Source organism: Pseudomonas morbosilactucae (assembly GCF_023241665.1).
Taxonomy (GTDB): Bacteria; Pseudomonadota; Gammaproteobacteria; order Pseudomonadales; family Pseudomonadaceae; genus Aquipseudomonas; species Aquipseudomonas morbosilactucae.
In genome coordinates, this window is sequence record NZ_JALQCX010000038.1 from 39,636 (window position 1) to 55,074 (window position 15,439).

14 protein-coding genes are annotated in these 15,439 nt (G+C 61.7%); 6 read left to right on the forward strand and 8 right to left on the reverse strand.

The genetic code is table 11. From position 1 onward, the window contains the following. Positions 1-75 precede the first annotated feature (75 nt). The 3 genes from gshA to M1B35_RS20520 all read right to left on the reverse strand — a co-directional run bounded on the left by gshA (position 76) and on the right by M1B35_RS20520 (position 4,582). Entirely contained in the window at positions 76-1,659 is a 1,584-nt protein-coding gene (gshA, locus tag M1B35_RS20510; protein WP_268262896.1) for a glutamate--cysteine ligase, read from the reverse strand. A gap of 215 nt (positions 1,660-1,874) precedes the next feature. Further along, the gene (locus tag M1B35_RS20515) at positions 1,875-2,258 is read right to left on the reverse strand and encodes a PaaI family thioesterase (RefSeq protein ID WP_123329044.1); all 384 of its coding nucleotides are present in this window, start codon (positions 2,256-2,258) and stop codon (positions 1,875-1,877) included. Then, positions 2,258-4,582, reverse strand: coding sequence for a Tex family protein (locus M1B35_RS20520; protein ID WP_268262897.1), 2,325 nt, complete (start codon positions 4,580-4,582; stop codon positions 2,258-2,260). Before M1B35_RS20520 ends, M1B35_RS20515 begins: the two co-directional genes overlap by 1 nt. A gap of 358 nt (positions 4,583-4,940) precedes the next feature. On the opposite strand from M1B35_RS20520, the gene ompR reads away from it, so the two are divergent. Continuing rightward, a complete protein-coding gene (ompR, locus tag M1B35_RS20525) occupies positions 4,941-5,681 on the forward strand; it encodes an osmolarity response regulator transcription factor OmpR (RefSeq protein ID WP_123329048.1) in 741 nt (246 codons plus the stop codon). A gap of 107 nt (positions 5,682-5,788) precedes the next feature. Then, positions 5,789-7,102, forward strand: coding sequence for an ATP-binding protein (locus M1B35_RS20530; protein ID WP_123329050.1), 1,314 nt, complete (start codon positions 5,789-5,791; stop codon positions 7,100-7,102). Between the two features lie 78 nt (positions 7,103-7,180). Here M1B35_RS20530 and rimK read toward each other — a convergent pair whose 3' ends face one another. From rimK to rimA, 3 genes are read right to left on the reverse strand one after another with little or no spacing between them, the layout of a single operon-like run. After that, positions 7,181-8,086, reverse strand: coding sequence for a 30S ribosomal protein S6--L-glutamate ligase (gene rimK / locus M1B35_RS20535; RefSeq protein ID WP_106696253.1), 906 nt, complete (start codon positions 8,084-8,086; stop codon positions 7,181-7,183). After that, on the reverse strand, positions 8,083-8,565 hold the full coding sequence (rimB, locus tag M1B35_RS20540) for a retropepsin-like aspartic endopeptidase RimB (RefSeq protein WP_123329052.1): 483 nt from the start codon (positions 8,563-8,565) through the stop codon (positions 8,083-8,085). The genes rimK and rimB overlap by 4 nt, the downstream gene beginning before the upstream one ends. A gap of 17 nt (positions 8,566-8,582) precedes the next feature. After that, the gene (gene rimA, locus M1B35_RS20545) at positions 8,583-9,362 is read right to left on the reverse strand and encodes a S6 modification regulatory phosphodiesterase RimA (RefSeq protein ID WP_268262898.1); all 780 of its coding nucleotides are present in this window, start codon (positions 9,360-9,362) and stop codon (positions 8,583-8,585) included. 115 nt (positions 9,363-9,477) lie between these two features. Between rimA and M1B35_RS20550 the strand changes: the two genes are divergently transcribed. Beyond that, positions 9,478-9,882: an RNA-binding S4 domain-containing protein gene (locus M1B35_RS20550; protein WP_123329056.1), complete on the forward strand. Its 405-nt coding sequence runs from the start codon at positions 9,478-9,480 to the stop codon at positions 9,880-9,882. A 77-nt stretch (positions 9,883-9,959) separates the two neighbouring features. Here M1B35_RS20550 and M1B35_RS20555 read toward each other — a convergent pair whose 3' ends face one another. After that, positions 9,960-10,772, reverse strand: coding sequence for a phosphatase PAP2 family protein (locus M1B35_RS20555; RefSeq protein WP_268262899.1), 813 nt, complete (start codon positions 10,770-10,772; stop codon positions 9,960-9,962). Positions 10,773-10,873: 101 nt separating this feature from the next. Between M1B35_RS20555 and hslO the strand changes: the two genes are divergently transcribed. Together hslO and M1B35_RS20565 are read left to right on the forward strand one after the other, a co-directional pair. After that, a complete protein-coding gene (gene hslO, locus M1B35_RS20560; protein WP_123329059.1) occupies positions 10,874-11,776 on the forward strand; it encodes an Hsp33 family molecular chaperone HslO in 903 nt (300 codons plus the stop codon). 179 nt (positions 11,777-11,955) lie between these two features. Continuing rightward, the gene (locus M1B35_RS20565; RefSeq protein ID WP_123329061.1) at positions 11,956-13,497 is read left to right on the forward strand and encodes a phosphoenolpyruvate carboxykinase; all 1,542 of its coding nucleotides are present in this window, start codon (positions 11,956-11,958) and stop codon (positions 13,495-13,497) included. Between the two features lie 268 nt (positions 13,498-13,765). Here the strand turns inward: M1B35_RS20565 and M1B35_RS20570 are convergent, their stop codons facing one another. Beyond that, the gene (locus M1B35_RS20570; protein WP_268262917.1) at positions 13,766-14,119 is read right to left on the reverse strand and encodes a DUF1493 family protein; all 354 of its coding nucleotides are present in this window, start codon (positions 14,117-14,119) and stop codon (positions 13,766-13,768) included. Between the two features lie 334 nt (positions 14,120-14,453). Here M1B35_RS20570 and M1B35_RS20575 point away from each other — a divergent pair, with 334 nt between their 5' ends. Continuing rightward, entirely contained in the window at positions 14,454-15,395 is a 942-nt protein-coding gene (locus M1B35_RS20575) for a tetratricopeptide repeat protein (protein ID WP_268262900.1), read from the forward strand. Positions 15,396-15,439: the final 44 nt, after the last annotated feature.

Genomic DNA, 15,439 nt, shown 5'->3' on the forward strand with positions numbered 1-15,439 from the left:
GGGAAATGCGTCGGCGCTGTTCGTCGGCCAGTTGGCTCCTACGGGAAGGTGCAGGAGCCGTCTGGCTGGCGATTCTCAGTTACTGATAGCCAGGATGCTGGCTTGGTAGGAGCCGACAAAGACGTCGAAATCCCCGACTTCGTTCTGTTCCAGCTCGGTCTGCTGGGCCAGGGATTTACGCGCTGCTTCCTCGAACGCCGCTTGCTCTTCCTTGTTCAGCCCGGGGCTGCGGAAAAACTCGGCGTGGGCCTGGCTTTGACGCAGGGAGAACTGGGTGAAGCTTTCCTTGTGCTCGGCCATGGCCGCCAGCACTTGGGCGGAAGGGGTTAGGGACGGGTCCTTGACCTTGGCCAGCTGGGCGTCCAACGCTTTGCTGTGGGCATCGCCACCGTGGCTGTGGTCGAGCAGGGCCGCCAGTGGGGCGATCTGCTCCAGCAGTTCACCAGCCCATTGCTTCAAGTCCACTGGTTGGCCCTTGCGCTGCAATTGCAGGCCCGGGCGCCGGCCTTCCTTGACCACGCTGAGGAAGTTCGAGGTGGCGTTGCCGCACTCGGTGTGCTCCAGTTGCGGGCTGTCGTTGAGCGCGCAATACAGCAAGAACGCATCGAGGAAGCGCGCCTCTTGCAGGTCGATGCCCATGGGCAGGAACGGGTTGATGTCCAGGCAACGCACTTCAACGTACTGAATGCCCCGGGCCATCAGCGCCTGGATCGGCCGCTCGCCGGTGTAGGTCACGCGTTTCGGGCGGATGTTGGAGTAGTACTCGTTTTCGATCTGCAGGATGTTGGTGTTGAGTTGCACCCACTCGCCATCCTTGTGGGTGCCGACTTCCACGTACGGCGCATACGGCGTGGCCACGGCCTGGCGCAGGCTGTCGGTGTAGCTGCTCAGGTTGTTGTAGCAAGGGGTCAGGCCAGCCTGGGCGTTGCTCTGGTAACCCAGGTCGCTCATGCGCAGGCTGGTGGCGTAGGGCAGGTACAGGGTCTCGGCGTCCAGCTGTTCCAACTGGTGCGAGCGACCACGCAGGAAGCCTGCGTCCAGGGCCGGCGAGGCGCCGAACAGGTACATCAGTAACCAGCTGTAACGGCGGAAGTTACGGATCAGTGCGATGTAGGACGAGGACTGGTAGTCGCGGTCGCTGCCGACAAAACCCTCGGCTTCCTTGAGCAGGGGCCAAAGCTTTTCCGGCAGGGAGAAGTTGTAGTGAATCCCGGCAATGCACTGCATGGTCTTGCCGTAGCGCAGGGCCAGGCCCTTGCGGTACACGTACTTGAGCTGCCCGATGTTGGAAGTGCCGTAATAGGCAATCGGGATGTCTTCCTCGGCCGGCAACGGGCACGGCATCGATGGGCTCCACAGGTACTCGTTGCCGAGCTTGCTGTAGGCAAAACGGTGGATCTTGTCGAGGCTGCTGAGGGTGTCTGCCGGGTCGGGCAGGGCCGGAGTGATGAACTCCAGCAGCGACTCGGAATAGTCGGTGGTGATCTGTTCGTTGGTCAGCGCGGAACCCAGTTCTTCCGGGTGCGGAGTCTGTGCCAGGCGGCCTTCGCCGGTCACACGCAGGCATTCACGTTCGATGCCGTGCAGGCACTGCTCGAGCAGGGAGAGGTTAGCGCGCTCGCCAAGCAAGGCCAGGCGGCGGTTGAGAAGTTCGCTCAAGTTGGATTCCTTCACGCGTCAGTCGCCCCAATATGGGGGTGGGCAGGACGGTCTACAAGGGTGAAGTTAAAACTGGCGTTTTCGCCTGGTTTGGGAGTCATGCCGACTCATTCGCAAATGCCAACATGCATCCCTGAATCTGGCCGTGGCGCAGGCAGGAAAATGCCGACGCCGCTTTCGCAGCGTCGAAATTAACCCAAATTCATGACGGGGAGCTATAGGACTGCGAAGGTGCCTTGCGCTTTTGCGACCAGTTTGTCGCCTTGTACCACGTCCGCCTCGACCACCAAGGTGCGGCGGCCGGGGTGGATGACCCGGGCGCGACACAGCACGTCGCCCTCGGACACGGCGCGGATGTAGTTGATCTTGCACTCGATGGTGGCGCTGTGTTGGTCGAAGCCATGGGAGCTGGAGCAAGCCAGGCCCATGGCGATGTCCACCAGGCTGAAAATCGCCCCGCCGTGGAGCTTCTGCCCGCGATTGCGCAACTGCGGGGTCAGCTCCAGGGCGACGTCCGCTTCGCCGGTTTCCAGGCGTTGCAAACGGCAGCCGAGCAACTGGCTGAAGGCGCTTTCGGTCAAGCCGGCGGGGATTTCCATCAGCGTTTCTTCAACTGTTTGGCGTTGGCGAACAGCGAGGCCATGGCATTGTTGCTCGGGGCAGCGGCGGTGGTTTCCTTGCGCGGCGCGGTGTTCTGCGACTGGCGTGGCGCCGAGCCTGGGCGGGAGCCACGGGCACCGTCGATTTTCTCGCCGGGGGTGTCGCCCATGCGCATCGACAGGCCTACGCGTTTGCGCGGGATATCGACTTCCATGACCTTGACCTTGACCACGTCGCCGGCCTTGACCGCTTCACGCGGGTCCTTGATGAACTTCTCCGACAGCGCCGAGATGTGCACCAGGCCGTCCTGGTGCACGCCGATGTCGACGAAGGCACCGAAGTTGGTGACGTTGGTCACCACGCCTTCGAGGATCATCCCCAGTTGCAGGTCCTTGAGGTCTTCGACGCCGTCCTGGAACTCGGCGGTCTTGAACTCCGGACGCGGGTCGCGGCCCGGCTTGTCCAGTTCCTGGAGGATGTCGGTGACGGTCGGCAGGCCGAAGGTTTCGTCGGTGAATTTTTTCGGGTCCAGGCGCTTGAGGAAGCCGCTGTCGCCGATCAGCGAACGGATATCACGGTCGGTCTCGGCGGCGATGCGTTGCACCAGCGGATAGGCTTCCGGGTGAACGGCTGAGGCGTCCAACGGGTTGTCGCCGTTCATCACGCGGAGGAAGCCGGCCGCCTGTTCGAAGGTTTTTTCGCCCAGGCGTGCGACTTTTTTCAGGGCCGCGCGGGTCTTGAACGCGCCGTTTTCATCGCGGTGGCTGACGATGTTCTGCGCCAGGGTCGCGTTGAGGCCGGAGATCCGTGCCAGCAGGGCCACGGAAGCGGTGTTGACGTCCACGCCGACGGCGTTCACGCAATCCTCGACCACGGCGTCCAGGCCGCGGGCCAGTTTCAACTGGGACACGTCATGCTGGTACTGGCCGACACCGATGGACTTCGGATCGATCTTCACCAGTTCCGCCAGCGGGTCCTGCAGGCGACGGGCAATGGAGACCGCGCCACGGATCGACACGTCCAGGTCCGGGAATTCCTTGGCCGCCAGTTCCGAGGCCGAGTACACCGAAGCGCCGGCCTCGGAGACCATGACTTTGGTCATTTTCATGGCTGGGTATTTTTTGATCAGCTCGGCGGCCAGCTTGTCGGTTTCCCGGCTGGCGGTGCCGTTGCCGATGGCGATCAGGTCCACGGCGTGCTTGGCGCACAGGGCGGCCAGGATGGCCAGGGTCTGGTCCCACTTGTTGTGCGGCACGTGGGGGTAGACCGTGGCGTGGTCCAGCAGCTTGCCGGTAGAGTCGACCACGGCCACCTTGCAGCCGGTGCGCAGGCCCGGGTCGAGGCCCAGGGTGGCACGCGGGCCAGCTGGCGCGGCCAGCAACAGGTCGTGCAGGTTGTGGGCGAACACGTTGATCGCCTCGGTTTCGGCGCCGTCGCGCAACTCGCCCAGCAGGTCGGTTTCCAGGTGGGTGTAGAGCTTGACCTTCCAGGTCCAGCGCACCACTTCGCCGAGCCATTTGTCAGCGGCGCGGTTCTGGTTCTGGATGCCGAATTGCTGGCCGATCATGCCTTCGCACGGGTGCATGGTGCCCGGCAGATCGTCACCGACTTTCAGCGCGGAGCTGAGGATGCCTTCGTTGCGGCCACGGAAAATCGCCAGGGCCCGGTGCGACGGCATGCTTTTCAGCGGTTCGTCGTGTTCGAAGTAGTCGCGGAACTTGGCGCCTTCTTCTTCCTTGCCGGCAATCACCCGGGCACTCAGGGTGGCTTCCTGCTTCAGGTAGCTGCGCAGCTTGTCCAGCAGGCTGGCGTCTTCGGCGAAGCGTTCCATGAGGATGTACTTGGCGCCTTCCAGGGCTGCCTTGACGTCGGCCACGCCTTTTTCGGCGTCGACGAAGCGTGCGGCTTCGGCTTCCGGAGTCAGGGTCGGGTCGTTGAACAGGCCGTCCGCCAGCTCGCCGAGGCCGGCTTCCAGGGCGATCTGGCCCTTGGTGCGGCGCTTCTGTTTGTACGGCAGGTAGAGGTCTTCGAGACGGGTCTTGGTGTCGGCCAGCTTGATGTCGCGGGCCAGCTCGGGGGTCAGTTTGCCTTGCTCTTCGATGCTGGCGAGGATGCTGATCCGCCGCTCGTCGAGTTCACGCAGGTAGCGCAGGCGCTCTTCCAGATGACGCAGTTGGGTGTCATCCAGGCTGCCGGTGACTTCTTTCCGGTAGCGGGCGATGAAGGGCACGGTGGAGCCTTCATCCAATAGGGCCACGGCCGCTTCGACCTGTTGTGGGCGTACGCCGAGTTCCTCGGCAATGCGGCTGTTGATGCTGTCCATAAAACCACCTGACAAAATGTGAAAGCAGGCTCGCAGGGAGTTCGATAAGGCCCGCGAGCCTGGTTGAGCGGCCTGGCCAGCGCCGCCACCTGGATCAACAGGCAGCCTGTTGACCCGCGAAATCGAAAAAATACTGCCGGCCGAAGGAAATAAATAAGCCGGCCAAAGTCGTACTGATCAGATATTGCCCAACACAAAAGGCGGCGCATTATAACCAGCGTTCTGCGGTTGGGGGCGATAGCGCCCTTCATGGCGACGGCGGGTTTGCTGGCGACGGGGGAAAAATCTGCTAACAATGCACACGGTGCGTATAACGGCAGCTACGCCATAATGCGCACCGAGATAAAAGGAGCATCCAATGAGCAGCACTGCACAACCTGCTGAAGGCGAAAAAATTCTAATTGTTGACGACGATCCAGGGCTGAGCAGCCTGCTGGAGCGTTTTTTCGTCAGCAAGGGCTACCGTGCCCGCGCAGTTCCGAACACTGAACAAATGGACCGCCTGCTGGGTCGTGAAGTGTTCAACCTGGTGGTCCTGGACCTGATGCTGCCCGGCGAAGACGGTTTGACCGCCTGCCGCCGCCTGCGCAGCGCCAACAACCAGATCCCGATCATCATGCTCACCGCCAAGGGCGACGAGCTGAGCCGTATCAAGGGCCTGGAACTGGGCGCCGACGATTACCTGGCCAAGCCCTTCAACCCGGACGAGCTGATGGCCCGGGTCAAAGCCGTATTGCGTCGCCAGTCCGCGCCAGTGCCGGGCGCCCCGGGCAGCGAAGACGAAAGCGTGAGCTTCGGCGACTACGAGCTGTCGCTGGCCACCCGCGAACTCAAGCGCGGCGCAGAAGTGCACATGCTCACCACCGGTGAGTTCGCGGTGCTCAAGGCCCTGGTGATGAATGCCCGCCAGCCGCTGACCCGCGACAAGCTGATGAACCTGGCCCGTGGCCGTGAATGGGATGCCCTGGAGCGTTCCATCGACGTGCAGATTTCCCGTCTGCGCCGGATGATCGAACCCGATCCGTCCAAGCCGCGTTATATCCAGACCGTTTGGGGCGTGGGTTATGTGTTTGTGCCGGATGGCACCGCCACCAAGTGATGGATGATTTGTAGGAGCGAACGCCCGGGCCGGTCAACGACCCGGGCGTTCGCATTCCGCAACGCTGCGAGCGCGACTCGCTCCTGCAAAGTGTGTAATGGCTGTTTATGAAAACCCCGCTGTGGTTCCCCCAGAGTTTCTTCTCCCGCACCCTGTGGCTGGTGCTGATCGTGGTGCTGTTCTCCAAGGCCCTGACCCTGGTTTATCTGTTGATGAACGAGGACGTTCTGGTGGATCGGCAGTACAGCCACGGTGTGGCCCTGACCCTGCGCGCCTATTGGGCTGCCGATGAATCCAACCGCGACCAGATCGCCGAAGCCGCAGGCCTGATCAAAGTGGTGGGCAGCGGTGTGCCGGCCGGTGAACAGCATTGGCCCTACAGCGAGATCTATCAGCGGCAGATGCAGGCTGAGCTGGGCGCTGATACCGAAGTCCGCCTGCGCATGCATGCACCGCCCGCGCTCTGGGTACGGGCGCCGAGCCTGGGGGATGGCTGGCTCAAGGTGCCGCTGTACCCGCACCCGCTGCGCGGGCAGAAAATCTGGAGCGTGCTGGGCTGGTTCCTGGCCATCGGCCTGTTATCCACAGCCTCGGCCTGGATTTTTGTCAGCCAGCTCAACCAGCCCCTCAAGCGTCTGGTGTACGCCGCTCGGCAACTGGGCCAGGGCCGCAGCGTACGCTTGCCCATCAGCGACACCCCGAGCGAGATGACCGAGGTGTACCGCGCCTTCAACCAGATGGCCGAGGACGTGGAACAGGCAGGGCGCGAGCGCGAGTTGATGCTGGCGGGGGTCTCTCACGACTTGCGCACGCCCCTGACCCGCTTGCGCCTGTCACTGGAGTTGATGGGCGCACACACCGACCTGACCGACGACATGGTGCGTGACATCGAAGACATGGACGCGATCCTCGATCAGTTCCTGGCCTTTATCCGCGATGGTCGCGACGAGTCGGTGGAAGAAGTCGACCTGATCGACCTAGTGCGCGAAGTGGCGGCGCCCTACAACCAGAATGAGGAGCGCGTGCACCTGCGTTTGCAGGCGATCCAGCCGTTCCCGCTGCGTCGAGTGTCGATGAAGCGCCTGCTCAACAACCTGATCGGCAACGCCCTCAATCACGCAGGAACAGCAGTGGAAGTGGCGGCCTATGTGTCGGGTGACACCAATGCGCCTTACGTGGTGCTGAGCGTGCTGGACCGTGGCGCAGGGATTGATCCTTCGGAACTTGAGGCGATCTTCAACCCCTTCACCCGCGGTGATCGAGCCCGGGGTGGCAAGGGTACGGGCCTGGGCCTGGCCATTGTCAAGCGCATTGCCGCCATGCATGGCGGCAACGTGGAATTGCGTAATCGGCCGGAAGGCGGCCTGGAAGCGCGAGTGCGCTTGCCGTTGGGATTGTTGCTGCCACGCGACGCAGACTAAAGCAGCTGCAAGCTTCAAGCGGCAAGTGAGAATCAGCGTTTCTACTTGCCGCTTGAAGCTGGAAACTTGCCGCTGTTCTTAACCTTTGCCCTTCGTCCGTGTCATGTTCGGGCCGCCATTTTTTTCGATGTGTTCGATGATGATCCCCGCCACGTTTTTACCGGTGGTGGTCTCGATGCCTTCCAGGCCCGGCGAGGAGTTGACTTCCATCACCAGTGGCCCGTGATTGGAACGCAGGATGTCCACGCCGGCCACGCTCAGGCCCATGACCTTGGCCGCTCGCAGCGCGGTCATGCGTTCTTCCGGGGTGATCTTGATCAGGCTGGCGCTGCCGCCGCGATGCAGGTTGGAGCGGAACTCCCCCGGCTTGGCCTGGCGCTTCATGGCGGCGATCACTTTGTCCCCCACTACGAAGCAGCGAATGTCCGCACCACCGGCTTCCTTGATGTACTCCTGGACCATGATGTTCTGCTTCAGGCCCATGAACGCCTCGATCACCGATTCCGCCGCCGTGGCGGTTTCGCACAGCACCACGCCGATGCCTTGGGTGCCTTCCAGTACCTTGATCACCAGCGGCGCGCCGTTGACCATTTCGATCAGGTCGGGGATGTCGTCCGGCGAGTGGGCAAAACCCGTCACCGGCAAGCCGATGCCTCGGCGTGACAGCAATTGCAGGGAGCGCAGCTTGTCCCGCGAGCGGGCGATGGCCACCGATTCGTTGAGCGGGAACACGCCCATCATTTCGAACTGGCGCAGCACCGCGCAGCCGTAGAAGGTCACTGACGCGCCAATGCGCGGAATCACCGCATCGAAGCCTTCCAGGGGCTTGCCCCGGTAGTGGATCTGCGGCTTGTGGCTGGCGATGTTCATATAGGCGCGCAGGGTATCGACCACTACCATTTCATGGCCACGCTCGATGCCGGCTTCAACCAGACGACGAGTGGAATACAGACGCGGGTTACGCGACAGCACAGCGATCTTCATGCAACACCTGTGGCAGAGGTAGTGGATACCGGAAACACCGGCTTGTCTTGAACGTATTTAATGCCTGGGTTGACCACCAACTGGCCGTCAATCAGGGCTTTGGAACCGAGCAGCAGGCGATAGCGCATGGCCTTGCGGCAGGCGAGGGTGAACTGCACTCGCCATACCCGATCACCCAGGGCCAGGGTGGTGCTGATGACGTAGCGCACCTGGGCCTGGCCGTTGGAACTCTTGATGGTCTTCATCGCCACCAGCGGTGCTTCACAACGCCGATGACGCAACTGCACCACGCTGCCCAGGTGTGCGTTGAAACGCACCCATTGCTGCCCGTCGCGCTCGAATGGCTCGATCTCGGTGGCGTGCAGGCTGGAGGTGCTGGCGCCGGTGTCGATCTTGGCGCGCAAGCCGGCTACTCCCAAATCCGGGAGCGCCACCCACTCGCGCAGACCGACAACGGTCAAATGGTCAAATGTCTTCAAACTTGGGTAACCCGTGATTAACGTTTCCAGGCCGTGGTGGGAACCTCGGCTAACGCATTGAATGCAGGCCTGGCGAACCAGTAGCCCTGCATCAGAAAAATTCCGCAGTCGGCGAGAAAGTCCCGTTCGCCGGCGCTTTCGATGCCTTCGGCGATGACTGTAATACCCAATTCCGCACAGATTGTGACAATCCCTCGCACGATCACCTGTCGCACGCGATCCTGGTCCACATCGCGGATCAGGGCCATGTCGAGCTTGATCAAGTCGGGTTGGAAATCTGCCAGCAGGTTCAGCCCCGAATAACCGGCACCGAAGTCGTCGATGGCGGTCTTGAAGCCGAATTCGCGGTATTCACGCAGAATATGGGTCAAATGGCGATAGTTATCTACGTGCTCGCTTTCCAGGGTCTCGAAAATCAGTCGATCCAGGGGAAAGTTGTGGGTGCGCGCCGCTTCCAGGGTGCTGCGAATGCACAACTCTGGGCGGTACACCGCATTGGGCATGAAGTTGATCGACAGATGATGGGGCATCCCCAGTTGCACCGCCCCGGCAATCGCCTGGGTGCGGCAACGCTGGTCGAAGCGGTAGCGATTGTGATCGTCCACCTGGCTCAGCACGGTCAATGCACCTTCGCCATTGATGCCGCGGACCAGGGCCTCATGGGCGAAGATCGATTGGTCACGCAGGTCGACAATGGGTTGATAGGCGAAGGCAAAATCAAAGCCCAGGGGCTGGCTTTGCTGGCAACCTTCGCAACGGGCGTTGGGCGAGGTCAGTGCAGTAGGAAAATCAGTCACAAGGACGCCTCGCTGGTAGGGGGTGAACCTGGGGTATTTTAGGTGACGCGCAGCTTTTGGCGGGGGCCGCGCTCGGGTTGTACAGTTGCGACATTTTTCAGAAAGAGGAATTCCAGTGGCGCAGAAACAGGAAGAAGACGACAAGGTCCGGCTGGACAAGTGGCTATGGGCGGCACGCTTCTATAAAACCCGTGCCCTGGCCAAGGCGGCCATCGAGAGTGGCAAAGTGCACCATCGCGGTGAGCGCTGCAAACCGGGGAAGGAGCCGCGGATCGGCGATGAATACCAGATTCGCGCTGGCTTCGACGAACGTACCGTGGTGGTCCAGGCCCTTTCCATCGTCCGTCGTGGCGCTCCCGAGGCACAGACGCTCTACGCGGAAACCGAAGCCAGCATCGCCAAGCGTGAAACCGCGGCGGCCCAGCGCAAGGCTGGCGCTCTGGGGGTCAGCACCGATGGCAAACCGAGCAAGAAACAGCGCCGTGATCTATTCAAGTTTCACGGCAGCAGTCACGAGTGAAACCGTAGGAGCCGGCTTGCCGGCGAATGGGCCCTTGAGGACGCCTTCGCCGGCAAGCCGGCTCCAACAGGGCTGTTTTAGCGCAGCAGGCTGCTGGAACGGACCACGCTCATACGCGAGAGCACCGGCATCCGGGTCATCAGCTTGAACAGCGGGTGGGTCAGCCACAGCAGGGCGTTCGACATCCTGGCTGCATACGGCGTGTAGTAACCCCAGCCCAGGGCCCAGACCGCCAGCAGCACGCCGCCGATGTAGTCGTCCTGGCCCCAATGCGCACCGGCCACCAGGCGCGGCATCATGAACAGCAGGGTCAGGCCCCAGATCACCAGGAACTGGCCCAGGCTGCGGCTGAATTTACCGAGGAACAGGGCCCAGATCAGCAGCACCGAAGCGTGGTCGCCCGGAAAGCTCTGGCTGGAGCGGTCTTTCAATTCCCAGGCTTTTTCCCAGGTCGGGAAATAGTCACTCATGTGCACCGCCCCCTTGATCACCATCGACGGGCTTTGGTGTTGCCAGCCCATGACGCCGACCAGCTTGGAAAACAGCACACGGATGATCAGCATCAGGATCAGGATCGACAGGAAACCGAAGAACGCCCGTCGCACATCCACCGCCTTGAACACCCAGTCACCGCGAATCAACAGGCTCAGCATGATGATCCCGACCACCACGTCGAACGGACGCAAACTGGCCACGGCCCAGATATGCAGCCAGGTGGCGTGGCTGGCCAGCGGCGTATTGAGCAGGCCGAACAGCCATTCGTCGAACATCGTGCAGAGCATCTGGCCGGTGGGCCACAGCCAGAAACCCAGGAGCGCCAAAGGGAGTAAATTGCACAGAGCCAAGCCGCCGAGGTTCCACCTTGCTTGGAACAAACCCGGATTGTTCATAAAATGCCTCCATTGGCCGAAAAAAGCGCACCGTCATGGTGCAAAAAAGCGAATTTTCGGTTTTTGTAACCTTTTTGTCATCACTTCAGATACCCAGACCTATGACTGATTTGCCGGATACCGACTACTCCCAACGTTTCATCTTCGATGACAGCGACGCCCGCGGCGAGCTGGTGGCGTTGGAGCGTAGCTACGCCGAAGTCCTCGCCAAACACCCCTATCCGGAGCCGGTAGCGCAGCTGCTGGGCGAACTGATGGCGGCCGCGTCGTTGCTGGTGGGCACCTTGAAGTTCGATGGCTTGCTGATCCTCCAGGCGCGTTCCGAAGGCCCGGTGCCGTTGCTGATGATCGAGTGCTCCAGCGAACGTGAGATTCGCGGCCTGGCCCGTTACGACGCCGAGCAGATCACCCCCGACGCGACCCTCGCCGACCTGATGCCCAACGGCGTCCTGGCCCTGACCGTGGACCCGACCCAGGGCCAGCGCTACCAGGGCATCGTCGACCTGGACGGCGCCACCCTGTCGGAATGCTTCACCAACTATTTCGTCATGTCCCAGCAGACCGGCACCCGTTTCTGGCTCTACGCCGACGGCCGCCACGCCCGTGGCCTGCTGCTGCAACAACTGCCGGCTGATCGCCTGCGCGACCAGGAAGAACGCGACGCCAGCTGGCAGCACATCACCGCCTTGGCCAGCACCCTGACCGCCGATGAATTGCTGAGCCTGGACAACGAAACCGTGCTCCATCGCCTCTACCACGAAGAGGCCGTGCGCCTGTTCGACGTGCAAAGCCTGCGCTTCCGTTGCAGCTGCTCACGCGAACGTTCCGGCAATGCGCTGGTCAGTTTGGGTCTGGAAGATGCCCAGCAACTGGTGGTTGAACACGGTGGCCGCATCGAGATCGACTGCCAATTCTGCAACGAACGCTACCTGTTCGATGCTGCCGATATCGCTCAATTGTTTGCGGGAGCGGGTGTCGACACACCGTCAGATACTCGTCACTAAAACGGTTCAGCGCAGGTAAATTACCTGGCAAACGCCGGATTTACGCCGTACTGACGGGAGGGCCCTACTCTTTTTGGGCTTTTCTGGCATAATCCGGCGCACTTTTTTCGCGGTAGTAGTGCGCGAGTTTCTACTACAAAACGTTTGGAGCACTCGGCCAATGGCCGACGGGGAACCTCATGACGCAAGCCAATAACGCCGTGTACACCGATCTGAGTGTGGATGATCTGGTCAAAGAAGCCCTGAGCCGCGGTGAAGGCGAGCTTGCCGATACCGGCGCGCTGGTTGTTCGTACCGGTCACCGTACCGGCCGCTCGCCAGTCGACCGTTTCATCGTTGAAGAGCCGAGCACCCAGGCTGCCATCGCCTGGGGCCCGATCAACCGCAAGTTCCCGGCCGACAAGTTCGACGCCCTGTGGGACCGCGTTGCTGCCTACCTGGGCGAGCGTGAGCGTTTTGTTTCCCATGTGCATGTAGGTTCCGATCCGGCGCACTACCTGCCGGTGAAAATGACCACCGAAACCGCCTGGCACAACCTGTTCGGCCGTTGCCTGTTCATCAACCCGGAGCAGTACAACGCCGGCGGCAAGGACGAGTGGCAGATCCTCAACGCACCGAACTTCGTGTGCGAGCCAGAGCGTGATGGCACCAACTCCGATGGCACCGTGATCATCAACTTCGCGGCCAAAAAAGTGCTGATCGCTGGCATGCGTTACGCCGGCGAAATGAAGAAAGCCCTGTTCTCGGTACAGAACTTCCTGCTGCCGGCCGCCGACGTGCTGCCGATGCACTGCGCTGCCAACATGGGCGAAGAGGGCGACGTGACCCTGTTCTTCGGCCTGTCGGGTACCGGCAAGACCACCCTGTCGGCTGACGAAAGCCGTTACCTGATCGGTGACGACGAACACGGCTGGGGCGTGGGCGTGGTGTTCAACATCGAAGGCGGTTGCTATGCCAAGTGCATCGACCTGTCCGAGAAAAACGAGCCGGTGATCTGGAAAGCCATCCAGCACGGCGCGGTCCTGGAAAACGTCGTTCTGGATGCCAACAAAAAGGCCGACTACGCCGACGACAGCCTGACCCAGAACAGCCGCGCGGCTTACCCGCGTGAGCTGATCGAAAAACGCGCACCGAAAAACCTCGGTGGCGAGCCAAACGCTGTGATCTTCCTGACCTGCGACCTGACCGGCGTACTGCCGCCGGTGTCGATCCTCAGCGAAGAACAAGCGGCCTACCACTTCCTGTCTGGCTACACCGCTCTGGTGGGCTCGACCGAAATGGGCTCGGGCGCTGGCATCAAGTCGACCTTCTCCACCTGCTTCGGCGCACCGTTCTTCCCGCGTCCGGCTGGCGAATACGCAGAGCTGCTGATCAAGCGCATCCGTGGCTTCGGCTCCAAGGTGTACCTGGTCAACACCGGCTGGACCGGCGGTGGCTACGGCGTCGGCAAACGCTTCAACATCCCGACCACCCGTGGCGTGATTGCAGCGATCCAGAGCGGCGCGCTGATCGGTGCCGAAACCGAGCACCTGGACACCATCAACCTGGACGTGCCATTGGCCGTTCCAGGCGTCGACACCGAACTGCTCAACCCACGCAACACCTGGGCTGACAAAGCGGCGTACGACGAAGCAGCCAAAGCCCTGGCTGGCCTGTTCATCGAGAACTTCAAGAAGTTCGAAGTGAGCGACGCTATCAAGGCTGCTGGTCCGAAGCTGTAAGCCTCGGCCTGCAATGAAAAAGCCGCCCTTCGGGGCGGCTTTTTTGTGCCTGGGATTCAGGGGGGAGGCGAATCAGGGTGCTTGCAAAAGGGGGGCAACACATGGACGTTGCTACCTAAGGTTCATGCACGTACCAGAGTCAGTGGGCGAGCGAATGCCTCGCTCCAACCGTCGTTTGCATCTATGCATGGCCCCGGCGATCCGGGCCTGAGTTGGTAAACACGTCCAAGACATTGACGTGCTGGTCCGGGTCTTTTCGGCGCTCTGTCTACAGCCCCTCCAGCACCTGCGTCTCCCAGCGCCGCGTCTTGATCGCCTGGTACAGCATGCCGATGGTCAGCGGTCGTTTGTCGCCTCGGCCTTTGGCGCGGCGCTTGAGGAAGACGTCGAAGCCTTCGGGTTGGAAGTAGCGGTAGGCGTCGTAGTCGATGAAGTCGATGTCAAACAGTTGCTCCAGCGCCAGCATGAAGTGCTCGGCGTCTGCGCCATCGCAGCCCAGGTCGAGGTTGATGGCGGTGGTGAGGCGGATGCCCTTGCGTTCGGGCAGGCCGATCTCTTCGTGCAGCAACTGCATCAGTTGGCGCATGGTCGGGTCGTCGGGGAAGCCAGGTGCATGGTGAATGTCCGCTGCGGGAAGGCTGGAGGCGAAAGTGTACGGCGATTTGTTCGGGCATTCATCGGCGGCCCTTTCAGCCGCATCGCCTGCAACGAATCACAGCGATCTTGCCCTCGCTGCTTCGAGCATGATTGTTAGGTCGCTCGCCGTTCGTATAAGGTTTTTCCTGAGTGTTGGCAGCCCCTTTCCGGATCAGCTGAGCAGCCGCTCAGGGGGCATCTGATTCACTTACTTTTCGGCCCGCTGGCCGAGCGTTGGCCGGCAAACCTGTGTATGGTGCGCGGCTGGTTGGGTGGGCGCCGGATGGTCTGGGCCAGCCCCGATTTAAAGGGAATTAGCGATGGGTTTTCTTCGCCTGGCTGCGCTGATGTGGCTATGGGTTGTGATGTGTCCGGCGCAGGCGCTGCCCAGCGAAGCCGCGCCGGATGATGCTGAGAGTCTGCGAGTGGTGTTGAGCTGGACGACGGCTAACCAGGACCTGGATGCCCACTTGATGTACCCCGGGCATCACCTGTATTTCGCGTCCCCGCAAGCCCCTGATGCGCAGTGGCAAGGCGATAGCCAGAGCGCCTCTGAAACCCTGCGCGTTGCGCCGCTGCGGGCCGGTGAGAGCTATCTCTATGCCGTGCATGATTTCACCCACAGCAGCAACCTGAGCTCCTATCAACTGGCTCGCAGCCAGGCCAAGGTCGAGGTCTATCGCGGTACGGCCTTGTTGCGCAGCTACTCGGTGCCACAGAACCGCGAAGGCAATCTGTGGACGGTGTTCCGCCTGACCGGCAGCGGCGAGTTGCAGGACATCAATGGGTTCAGCAGTGTGGCGGTGGAGCCGGAAGCGGTCTTCGATGAGCTGACCCCGTTGCTGGATGATCAGGTGGCGGTGGAGTCGTTGGTGAAGAGCGCCGCCCCGGTGTTGAATGCCAAAACCCTCAACCAACAGGGCGAAGCGGCCTACCGCGCCGGAATCTTCTCTACGGCGATGCAGCTCTATCGCCAAGCCATCGAGCTGGATGAACATTACGCCCAGGCCTACAGCAACCTCGCTCTGGCCGCCCACAAGGACGGCCGTATCGGCGATGCGCTCGAGGCGGATCGCCAAGCCATCGCCCTGGCCCATGGCCCGTCCGCGGCCAGTGTGCGGGCCAGTGCCTATTACGACATGGGGCGCATCTATGAAGAGGCCGGGCAATGGTCCAAGGCCCTGGAGCAGTACCAGCGCGCCCGTGAGCAGAAGCTCAATCCGGTGTATGACAACGCCATCGAACGGATGAAAAACCGCTGACGGTGCACGCCGCAATGGTATTCACAACGCGCCTTGTCCTGGCG

What these genes read in the sequence shown, in the direction of transcription:
- M1B35_RS20530 (WP_123329050.1), top strand. Translation starts at nt 5,789, where the DNA reads ATGAAAACCCCGCTGTGGTTCCCCCAGAGTTTCTTCTCCCGCACCCTG.
- M1B35_RS20565 (WP_123329061.1), top strand. Translation starts at nt 11,956, where the DNA reads ATGACGCAAGCCAATAACGCCGTGTACACCGATCTGAGTGTGGATGAT.
- M1B35_RS20515 (WP_123329044.1), bottom strand. Translation starts at nt 2,258, where the DNA reads ATGGAAATCCCCGCCGGCTTGACCGAAAGCGCCTTCAGCCAGTTGCTC.
- rimK (WP_106696253.1), bottom strand. Translation starts at nt 8,086, where the DNA reads ATGAAGATCGCTGTGCTGTCGCGTAACCCGCGTCTGTATTCCACTCGT.
- M1B35_RS20555 (WP_268262899.1), bottom strand. Translation starts at nt 10,772, where the DNA reads ATGAACAATCCGGGTTTGTTCCAAGCAAGGTGGAACCTCGGCGGCTTG.
- hslO (WP_123329059.1), top strand. Translation starts at nt 10,874, where the DNA reads ATGACTGATTTGCCGGATACCGACTACTCCCAACGTTTCATCTTCGAT.
- M1B35_RS20520 (WP_268262897.1), bottom strand. Translation starts at nt 4,582, where the DNA reads ATGGACAGCATCAACAGCCGCATTGCCGAGGAACTCGGCGTACGCCCA.
- ompR (WP_123329048.1), top strand. Translation starts at nt 4,941, where the DNA reads ATGAGCAGCACTGCACAACCTGCTGAAGGCGAAAAAATTCTAATTGTT.
- M1B35_RS20575 (WP_268262900.1), top strand. Translation starts at nt 14,454, where the DNA reads ATGGGTTTTCTTCGCCTGGCTGCGCTGATGTGGCTATGGGTTGTGATG.